At 63.0% G+C, this 8,660-nt stretch carries 9 protein-coding genes and 1 pseudogene; 6 read left to right on the top strand and 4 right to left on the bottom strand.

What is annotated here, in order from left to right:
* Nucleotides 1-87, top strand: a pseudogene (locus AWB79_RS38100) (zinc-binding dehydrogenase); the annotation flags it as partial.
* A 16-nt stretch (nt 88-103) separates the two neighbouring features.
* Complete coding sequence (gene fghA, locus AWB79_RS08805; protein WP_061166977.1) at nt 104-952, top strand: S-formylglutathione hydrolase; 849 nt, start codon at nt 104-106, stop codon at nt 950-952.
* A gap of 43 nt (nt 953-995) precedes the next feature.
* Here the strand turns inward: fghA and AWB79_RS08800 are convergent, their stop codons facing one another.
* From AWB79_RS08800 to AWB79_RS08785, 4 genes are read right to left on the bottom strand one after another with little or no spacing between them, the layout of a single operon-like run.
* Nucleotides 996-1,781, bottom strand: coding sequence for a metal ABC transporter permease (locus tag AWB79_RS08800; protein ID WP_061166976.1), 786 nt, complete (start codon nt 1,779-1,781; stop codon nt 996-998).
* A gap of 8 nt (nt 1,782-1,789) precedes the next feature.
* Nucleotides 1,790-2,668 (bottom strand): metal ABC transporter ATP-binding protein, encoded by an 879-nt coding sequence (locus AWB79_RS08795; RefSeq protein ID WP_061167036.1) that lies wholly within the window; start codon nt 2,666-2,668, stop codon nt 1,790-1,792.
* Nucleotides 2,665-3,546 (bottom strand): metal ABC transporter solute-binding protein, encoded by an 882-nt coding sequence (locus AWB79_RS08790; RefSeq protein ID WP_061166975.1) that lies wholly within the window; start codon nt 3,544-3,546, stop codon nt 2,665-2,667. Before AWB79_RS08790 ends, AWB79_RS08795 begins: the two co-directional genes overlap by 4 nt.
* A gap of 34 nt (nt 3,547-3,580) precedes the next feature.
* Nucleotides 3,581-4,039: a Fur family transcriptional regulator gene (locus AWB79_RS08785; RefSeq protein ID WP_061166974.1), complete on the bottom strand. Its 459-nt coding sequence runs from the start codon at nt 4,037-4,039 to the stop codon at nt 3,581-3,583.
* A gap of 333 nt (nt 4,040-4,372) precedes the next feature.
* Between AWB79_RS08785 and AWB79_RS08780 the strand changes: the two genes are divergently transcribed.
* From AWB79_RS08780 to AWB79_RS08765, 4 genes are all read left to right on the top strand, one after another.
* Complete coding sequence (locus AWB79_RS08780) at nt 4,373-5,146, top strand: L-iditol 2-dehydrogenase (protein ID WP_061167035.1); 774 nt, start codon at nt 4,373-4,375, stop codon at nt 5,144-5,146.
* A gap of 358 nt (nt 5,147-5,504) precedes the next feature.
* A complete protein-coding gene (locus AWB79_RS08775; protein ID WP_061166973.1) occupies nt 5,505-6,800 on the top strand; it encodes an ABC transporter substrate-binding protein in 1,296 nt (431 codons plus the stop codon).
* Between the two features lie 165 nt (nt 6,801-6,965).
* Nucleotides 6,966-7,808 carry a carbohydrate ABC transporter permease gene (locus AWB79_RS08770; protein ID WP_374728531.1) on the top strand — a complete coding sequence of 281 codons (843 nt, stop codon included), beginning with the start codon at nt 6,966-6,968 and terminating at the stop codon, nt 7,806-7,808.
* Nucleotides 7,805-8,656, top strand: coding sequence for a carbohydrate ABC transporter permease (locus AWB79_RS08765; protein ID WP_061166971.1), 852 nt, complete (start codon nt 7,805-7,807; stop codon nt 8,654-8,656). The genes AWB79_RS08770 and AWB79_RS08765 overlap by 4 nt, the downstream gene beginning before the upstream one ends.
* Nucleotides 8,657-8,660 lie beyond the last annotated feature (4 nt).

Raw genomic sequence — 8,660 nt, 5'->3', positions numbered from 1 at the left:
ACGCATCATCTCAAGCTGGAGCAGATCAACGACGGCTTCGACCTGATGAAGAAGGGCGAGTCGATTCGTTCCGTCGTCATTTATTGAGCGAGGAGAAAAGGCAATGCTGGAACTCGTGGAAGAACATCGATGCTTCGACGGCGTGCAGCGCATCTATCGTCACGACTCGCGGACGATCGGCCTGCCGATGCGCTTTTCGGTTTTCCTGCCGAAGCAGGCCGCATCGCAAAAAGTGCCGGCGCTGTTTTATCTCGCAGGCCTCACCTGCACCGAAGAGACGTTCCCGATCAAGGCGGGCGCGCAGCGTTACGCGGCGGAGCGCGGCATGGCGCTGATCGCGCCGGATACGAGCCCGCGCGGCGCGGATATTCCAGGCGAGAAAGATGCATGGGATTTCGGCGTCGGCGCGGGCTTTTACGTCGATGCGACGCGCGAGCCGTGGGCGCAGCGTTATCGCATGTACTCGTACGTGACGCAGGAGTTGCGCGAGACGGTCATCGCGGAGCTGCCGGTGCGGGAGGATCGCATCGGCATCTTCGGACATTCGATGGGCGGTCATGGCGCGCTCGTACTCGCATTGCGCAATCCGGATCTGTACAGGTCGGTGTCGGCGTTCGCGCCGATTGCGGCGCCGTCGCAGTGTCCGTGGGGCGTGAAGGCGTTCTCGGGCTATCTCGGCGACGATCGCGAGGCGTGGAAGCAATATGACGCGAGCGAACTCATCAAGGGCGATGTGGCGTCGCGCTTCGAAGGCGGGATTCTGATCGACCAGGGACTGAGTGATCAGTTTCTTGCCGAGCAGCTTCATCCCGAGATTTTCGAGCGGAATGCGCACGACGCCGGGCATACCGTGGCGTTACGCCGTCACGACGGCTATGACCACGGGTATTTTTTCATTTCGACGTTCATGAGCGACCATATCGCGCATCACGCGCGGATCTTGTGTCGGTGACATTGCTTTGAAGCGGCTCCCCCGAGCGGGGGAGCTTGCTTCGTTACGCTCTGCGTCCCAGCAGACTTGCGCCATAAACGACCGCCGCCAGCATCGTGATCCAGAAACTCGTCGGCCAGTCGGTGTAATACGCGAGCGTAAGTCCGATCCACGCCTGTCCCAGCGCGAACAACGCAGCAAGCACCAGCCCCGACGACAGGCGCGTCGTCACGTTCTGCGCCGCCGCCGCCGGTCCGACCATCAACGCGAACACCAGCAGCACGCCGACGATCTGCGTGCATGCCGCCACCGCGAGCGCGGTGATCGCAAGAAACAGCACGGATACGAGCCGCAATGAAACGCCTTTCGCTTCGGCAAGCTCCGGCTGCAAAGACGCGAACAATAAAGGCCGCATGATGAAGGCGAGCGCGCCGAGACTCACGATTGCCAGTCCCGCGAGCACGGCAAGCGTCTCGTGACTCACGCCGAGCACATTGCCGAACAGAAGCGCGGTCGCCTGCGTGGCATAAGCCGTGAAGAAGTGCAGAAACAACAACCCGAAACCGAGCGATAAGGAAAGGATCACGCCGATCGCCACGTCGCGCCCCGAGAGCCGCTCACCGAGCGCGCCCATGCCGACGCCCGCCGCCAGCGTGAAGCCGACCATCCCCCAGAGCGGCGACATACCGAGCAGCACGGCGCCCGTCGCGCCCGTGAAGCCGACGTGCGAGAGCGCGTGACCCGCGAAGGTCTGGCCGCGCAGCACGAGAAAATATCCGACGATGCCAGACAGCACCGCGACCATCCCCGACGCCGCGAAGGCATTCACCATGAAGTCGTATTCAAACATTGTGGTGTCTACTTTGCGTGGCTGTGACCGTGACCGTGCGCATGGCCGTGTTCATGTTCGTGTTCGTGCTCATGTTCCTCGCCTTCCTCGTGCGCGTGATCGAGCTTGTCGATCTCGACATCGCCCGACATCACGAAGATGCGGCCATTCACACGCATCACGTCGATGGGCGAGCCGTACAGACGCGACAGCACCGCCTTCGAGATGACTTCGTCGACGGTGCCGAGCGCCGCGCGTCCGCTGCCGAGATAGAGCACGCGATCCAGGGAATTCAGCAGCGGATTGAGTTCGTGCGCCGAGAACAGCACCGTGATGTTCAGCTCGCGTTGCACGCGCCGCACGAGTTCGACGACGCCCGTCTGATGGCGCGGATCGAGACTGATGAGCGGCTCGTCGAGCAGCAGCAGACGCGGATTGCCGAGCAGACATTGCGCGAGCAGCAAGCGCTGACGCTCGCCGCCCGAGAGTTCTGACAACGGACGCGAAGCCAGCTGATGCGCGCCGACCAGTTCGAGCACGCGCTCGACGTCCGCGCGGATGCGCGCATTGCGATGCGGCAGGCCCCAGTGATGCCCGTCCGCGGCCATCGCGACGAAATCGCGACCCAGCACGCGCCGGTTTGCGAGCCCGGTGCGAATCTGCGGCATATAACCGATCGACGCATTGCCGCGCACCACGGCCTCGCCATTCACGCGGATCGTGCCGCTCTTCACCGGCACGAGCCCGAGCAGGGCGCGCATCAACGTGGTCTTGCCCGCGCCGTTCGGCCCGAGCACGCCGATGAATTCACCGTTGTGCACGGTGAAGCTCGTGTTGTCGAGAATCTCGCGGCCGCCGAGCGAAAGCGTCACGCGATCGACTTCGAGCGCGGGTTGCGCGGTGTTCATCGTTGCCATCCTTGCAGCGCGCCCGCAAGCGAGTCGAGCTGCGACTGCATCCATTGCTGATACGTCTTCTTCGCCGGCAAGGTCTCCGTCACGCTGATGCTCGGCACATGCGCGTCCTTGGCGAGGCTGAGCAGACGCTTCGTGAGCGCGCCCGTCGCCTGGCTGTTGTAGATCAGCACGTGCACGCGGCGCTCGCGCAGATCCTTCTCGAATGCGGCGATGTCGGACGGGCTCGGCTCGGTCTCGTTCATCGACGCCATCTGGAAACGCTGGTTGCGCATCTCGAAGCCGATTGCATCGGCCATATAGCCGAACACCGGCTCGGTCGCCGTGACCGGCACGCCGTGATAATGCGATTTCAGTTGCGCGATGCTCGCATCGATCGGCTTGAGCGAATCGAGAAAGGTCGCGAGGCGCGCGTCGTAGTCGCTCTTGTGCGCAGGATCAGCGCTCGCCAGATACGCGCTCACGGCTTTCGCGACCGCGGGCATCGTCGCCGGGTCGTACCAGAGATGCGGATTGTCGCCGGCCTTCTTGCCGACGAGCTGCGCCGCGACGATCACCGTGCGCTTCTCGTTACTCTTCGACGCCGCGAGCAGCTTGTCCATCCACGGATCGTAGTTCGCGCCGTTATAGACGACGAGCGCCGCGTGCTGCAACGCGCGCGCCGTTTTCGGGCTGGCCTCGAACAGATGCGGGTCTTCGTCCGGATTGTTGAGGATGCTCGTCACCTGCACGTGCTCGCCGCCGAGCTGGCGGATGACATCGCCGTAGAAGTTCTCCGCCGCGACGACCGGCACGCGCGCGGTCTGCGCCGAAGCCGCGTTGCAAAAGCCGAGCGCCACGGCGAAGCAGGTCAGGACGTGCGCGAATTTCATCGGTTTCCTTTTGTGATGTGATCGGACGGACGGCTTATGCGCCGCGATGTTTCTTCTGACAGTCAGCGCACAGGCCGCTCAGTTCGACGACCTGGTGGTGCACCTGAAAGCCGTGCGCGGGCGGACTGGCCGACAGCGACGACGCGAGCTCGCGGCCCTGGATTTCGAGCGTCTCGCCGCATTCGTCGCAGATGAGGAACTGGCTCTCGTGCGGCTTGCCCGCATCGCAACAAGCGATGAACGCGTTCTTCGACTCGATGCGATGCACGAAGCCGTTCTCGACGAGAAATTCGAGCGCGCGATACACGGTGGTCGGCGGCACGCGGGTGCCGCGCTGCGGCTCCATGGCATCGATGAGGTCGTAGGCGCCGATCGGCTTGTGCGCTTTCAGCACGAGTTCGTACACCTGGCGGCGCAGCGGCGTGAGCGCCACGCCGCGTTCGATGGAGAGAGCCTCGGCCCGCGCCAGCATGGTTTCGACGGATGCGGTCATGTTGTGTTGGCCACGCGGGGCGCGGCTCGAAAAAGTTAATGCAGGAAGAGCGGACGGACCGCTCGTCGTCGGACGATGCGGCGATGATATAACGTATCAGGTTCGCATGCACGTCCTGGATGACTTTCGCGCGGCACGTCGTTTGCTCCTCCGCCCTTGCCAGACGGGTTTTCCCGGGGTTTTCGGACGTTTGCGCGACGCAACATCGAAACCTGTGCCGATGCCTTGACACGATCACGCGCAACGCCGATCATTCGATCAAACAGAGAGCAATTGTTCATTCGCGGAGCGTTCGCTCACAGCGACTGGGCAAGGCCGGAATCGGAGACATCGGTGAGACTGAAAGACAAGGTCGCGATCATTACGGGCGCCGCGAGCGGCATCGGCGAGGCAGTCGCGAGGCGCTATCTGGAGGAGGGCGCGCAGGTCGTCGTCGTCGACGTCAAGGACGAGCACGACTTGGTGCAACGCTATGCGGACCTCTCCGCGCGCGTGCTCGCGCTCAAGGCCGACGTCACGCGCCGCGAAGATATCGAGCGCATCGTTGCGCGCACCGTCGAGCGTTTCGGCGGCATCGACATTCTTTTCAACAACGCGGCGCTCTTCGACATGCGCCCGATCCTCGACGAATCCTGGGACGTGTACGACCGCCTCTTCGCGGTGAACGTCAAAGGCATGTTCTTCCTGATGCAGGCCGTCGCGCAGCGCATGGTCGAGCAGGGGCGCGGCGGCAAGATCATCAATATGTCATCGCAGGCAGGGCGGCGCGGCGAGGCGCTCGTCTCGCATTACTGCGCGACCAAGGCGGCGGTGATCAGCTATACGCAGTCGGCGGCGCTCGCGCTGGCGAAAGAGCGCATCAACGTGAACGGCATCGCGCCGGGCGTCGTCGACACCCCGATGTGGAAAGAGGTCGATGCGCTCTTCGCGCGTTACGAAAACCGTCCGCTCGGCGAGAAGAAACGGCTCGTCGGCGAGGAAGTGCCGCTCGGTCGCATGGGCGTGCCCGCTGACCTCACGGGCGCGGCGCTGTTTCTGGCTTCATCGGACTCGGATTACATCACCGCGCAGACGCTCAACGTCGACGGCGGCAACTGGATGAGTTGATGCACCGCACTCGCGCCCGGCATTCGGAAATGCGCGGCTTGAAGCGCGGGAAGCACCGTCTATAGTGAAACGGCGTCGCGGCGAATGCGAGCGGCGTGAAGACGAAGGCTCTGTAACGACGAAGGCAGACGCGGCAGGCGCCCGCGAGAAGTGCGGCACAAGCAAAAACCGGCAACCACGCGATTCCGATCGCGCACCCTCAGAAGCAGGCAGCGGCATTCACGGCACGTGCGGTCATGCATCGAGACTGTCCGCCATGCCCGTGCCAACAAAAAGGAGACGAACTCATATGAAACGCACTCAACGCATTGTTCGAGCACAATCGCGCGCGCGCCGCGCCCCGTTCGTGACGGGGGCGATGTCGGCCGCGCTGGCCGCAGCCGCGCTCGTGCCGCTGTCGGCGCATGCCGCGACCATCACGATCGCGACGCTCAACAACCCGGACATCATCGAGCTGAAGAAGCTCTCGCCGGCATTCGAGAAGGCCAATCCCGACATCAAGCTCAACTGGGTGATCCTGGAGGAAAACGTGCTGCGTCAGCGCGCGACGACCGACATCACGACCAACAGCGGCCAGTTCGACGTGGTGACCATCGGCACGTATGAGGCACCGCAATGGGGCAAGCGCGGCTGGCTTTCGCCGATGACCGGCCTGCCCTCGAACTACGATCTCGACGACGTCGTGAAGACCGCGCGCGATGGTCTGTCATATAACGGCACGCTGTACGCGCTGCCGTTCTACGTCGAAAGCTCGATGACGTACTACCGCAAGGATCTGTTCCAGGCGGCCGGCCTCAAGATGCCCGATCAGCCGACCTACGACCAGATCAAGCAGTTCGCCGACAAGCTTACCGACAAGTCCAAAGGCCAGTACGGCATCTGTCTGCGCGGCAAGGCGGGCTGGGGCGAGAACATGGCCTATGTGTCGACGGTCGTGAACACGTTCGGCGGCGAATGGTTCAACGAGAAGTGGCAGGCGCAGCTCGATACGCCCGAGTGGAAGAAGGCGGTCGGCTTCTACGCGGACCTTCTGAAGAACGACGGGCCGCCGGGAGCGAGCTCGAACGGCTTCAACGAAAACCTCACGCTCATGTCGTCCGGCAAATGCGCGATGTGGATCGACGCGACGGTCGCGGCCGGCATGCTCTACAACAAGGCGCAGTCGCAGGTATCGGACAAGATCGGCTTCGCTGCGGCGCCGATCGCCGTCACGCCGAAGGGTTCGCACTGGCTGTGGTCATGGTCGCTGGCAATTCCGAAGACGTCGAAGCAGCAGGACGCCGCGAAGAAGTTCGCCGCGTGGGCGACGTCGAAGGAATACATCGAGATGGTCGGCAAGGACGAGGGCTGGGCCTCGGTGCCTCCGGGTACGCGCAAGTCGACCTACGCGCGCCCCGAGTACAAGCAGGCCGCGCCGTTCGGCGACTTCGTGCTGAAGGCGATCGAGACCGCCGATCCGAACGATGCCACGCTGCATAAGGTGCCGTACACGGGCATCCAGTTCGTCGGCATTCCGGAGTTCCAGTCATTCGGCACGGTGGTCGGACAGTCGATCGCGGGTGTCGTGGCGGGTCAGACGAGCGTCGATCAGGCATTGAAGGCCGCGAACGCCGCGGCGGATCGCGCGGTGAAGCAAGCGGGCTATCAGAAGTAAATCTTTTCGCGGTACTCGGGCCGCGTCGCGTGGCGCGGCCCGCCAGCATCATCATCGAGAGGTGAAACGATGACTCAACTGAATCCCCCCATCACCGACCATCATCTGGAGGAATCCGCCGCCGCGCGCGACAAGCGCCGTGCGAAGTCGGTGCGTTGGCTGATCATGCCATCGACCGGGCTGCTCTTCCTGTGGATGGCCATTCCACTCGCGATGACGATCTGGTTTTCGTTCTCGCGATACAACCTGCTGAACCCCGATGTCAAAGGGTTCGCGGGGCTCGACAACTTCGAGTTTCTTGTCACCGATCCGGCGTTCGGGCCGTCCATCGCTCACACGCTGACGCTGATCCTTTCGGTGCTCGCGATAACGGTCGTGGGCGGCGTGCTGCTCGCCGTGCTGTTCGACCGCAAGTTCTTCGGACAGGGCATCGCGCGGCTGCTCGTGATCGCGCCGTTTTTCGTGATGCCGACGGTCTCCGCGCTCATCTGGAAGAACATGATCCTGCATCCGGTGTACGGCCTGATCGCGCAGCTCATGCGCTCGATGGGCATGCAGCCGATCGACTGGTTCGCCGAGTATCCGCTTTTCGCGGTGATCGTGATCGTCGCGTGGCAATGGCTGCCGTTCGCGTTCCTGATTCTCTTCACGGCGATCCAGTCGCTCGATCAGGAGCAGAAGGAAGCGGCGCGCATCGACGGCGCGGGTCCGTTCGCGATGTTCTTCTTCATTACGCTGCCGCACCTGAAGCGCGCGATCGCGGTCGTCGTGATGATGGAGACCATTTTCCTGCTGTCGATCTTCGCTGAAATCTATACGACCACCGGCGGCGGCCCCGGCACCGCGACGACCAACCTGTCGTACCTGATCTATGCACTGGGCCTGCAACAGTTCGACGTGGGTCTCGCATCGGCGGGCGGCATTCTGGCGGTGATTCTCGCGAACATCGTTGCGTTCTTCCTCGTGAGAATGCTCGCGAAGAACCTCAAAGGGGAGTACGAAGCATGAGCACGCAATCAGTCACCGCCGCGCCGCGAACCTCGGCGCTCGATCACGCGAAGAACATCGTGCCGGGCGTCGTCGCGTGGCTCATCTCGATCCTGCTGTTCTTCCCGATCTTCTGGATGACGATCACCGCGTTCAAGACCGAACAGCAGGCCTACTCGTCGTCGCTGTTCTTCACGCCGACGCTGGACAGCTTTCGCGAAGTGTTCGCGCGCAGCAATTACTTCGGCTTCGCGTGGAACTCAGTGTTGATCTCGGTGGGCGTCACCTTGCTGTGCATGATCCTCGCCGTGCCGTGCGCCTACGCGATGGCGTTCTTCCCCACGAAGAAAACGCAGTCGGTCCTGTTGTGGATGCTCTCCACGAAGATGATGCCGTCGGTCGGCGTGCTGGTGCCCATCTATCTGCTGTGGAAGAACGCGGGCATGCTCGATACGGTGTCGGGCCTCATCATCGTGTACACGCTGATCAACCTGCCGATCGCCGTCTGGATGGCATTCACGTACTTCAACGAGGTGCCGAAGGACATTCTCGAAGCCGGCCGCATCGACGGCGCGACGACGTGGCAGGAAATCGTCTATCTGCTGATGCCGATGGCGCTGCCCGGTCTCGCATCGACCGGCCTGTTGCTCATCATCCTGTCGTGGAACGAGGCGTTCTGGAGCATCAACCTGTCGAGCTCGAACGCGGCGCCGCTGACGGTGTTCATCGCGTCGTATTCGAGTCCGGAGGGTCTGTTCTGGGCCAAGCTTTCGGCCGCTTCGCTGCTGGCGGTCGCGCCGATCCTGATCGTCGGCTGGGTCTCGCAGAAGCAACTCGTGCGTGGCCTCACGTTTGGCGCGGTGAAGTGAGGTA

The sequence above is a fragment of the Caballeronia hypogeia genome, from assembly GCF_001544875.2.
GTDB lineage: Bacteria > Pseudomonadota > Gammaproteobacteria > Burkholderiales > Burkholderiaceae > Caballeronia > Caballeronia hypogeia.
This window is presented reverse-complemented; position numbering and strand designations above follow the sequence as displayed.

What these genes read in the sequence shown, in the direction of transcription:
- AWB79_RS08765 (WP_061166971.1), top strand. Translation starts at nt 7,805, where the DNA reads ATGAGCACGCAATCAGTCACCGCCGCGCCGCGAACCTCGGCGCTCGAT.
- AWB79_RS08790 (WP_061166975.1), bottom strand. Translation starts at nt 3,546, where the DNA reads ATGAAATTCGCGCACGTCCTGACCTGCTTCGCCGTGGCGCTCGGCTTT.
- AWB79_RS08785 (WP_061166974.1), bottom strand. Translation starts at nt 4,039, where the DNA reads ATGACCGCATCCGTCGAAACCATGCTGGCGCGGGCCGAGGCTCTCTCC.
- AWB79_RS08770 (WP_374728531.1), top strand. Translation starts at nt 6,966, where the DNA reads ATGCCATCGACCGGGCTGCTCTTCCTGTGGATGGCCATTCCACTCGCG.
- AWB79_RS08800 (WP_061166976.1), bottom strand. Translation starts at nt 1,781, where the DNA reads ATGTTTGAATACGACTTCATGGTGAATGCCTTCGCGGCGTCGGGGATG.
- fghA (WP_061166977.1), top strand. Translation starts at nt 104, where the DNA reads ATGCTGGAACTCGTGGAAGAACATCGATGCTTCGACGGCGTGCAGCGC.
- AWB79_RS08795 (WP_061167036.1), bottom strand. Translation starts at nt 2,668, where the DNA reads ATGAACACCGCGCAACCCGCGCTCGAAGTCGATCGCGTGACGCTTTCG.
- AWB79_RS08775 (WP_061166973.1), top strand. Translation starts at nt 5,505, where the DNA reads ATGTCGGCCGCGCTGGCCGCAGCCGCGCTCGTGCCGCTGTCGGCGCAT.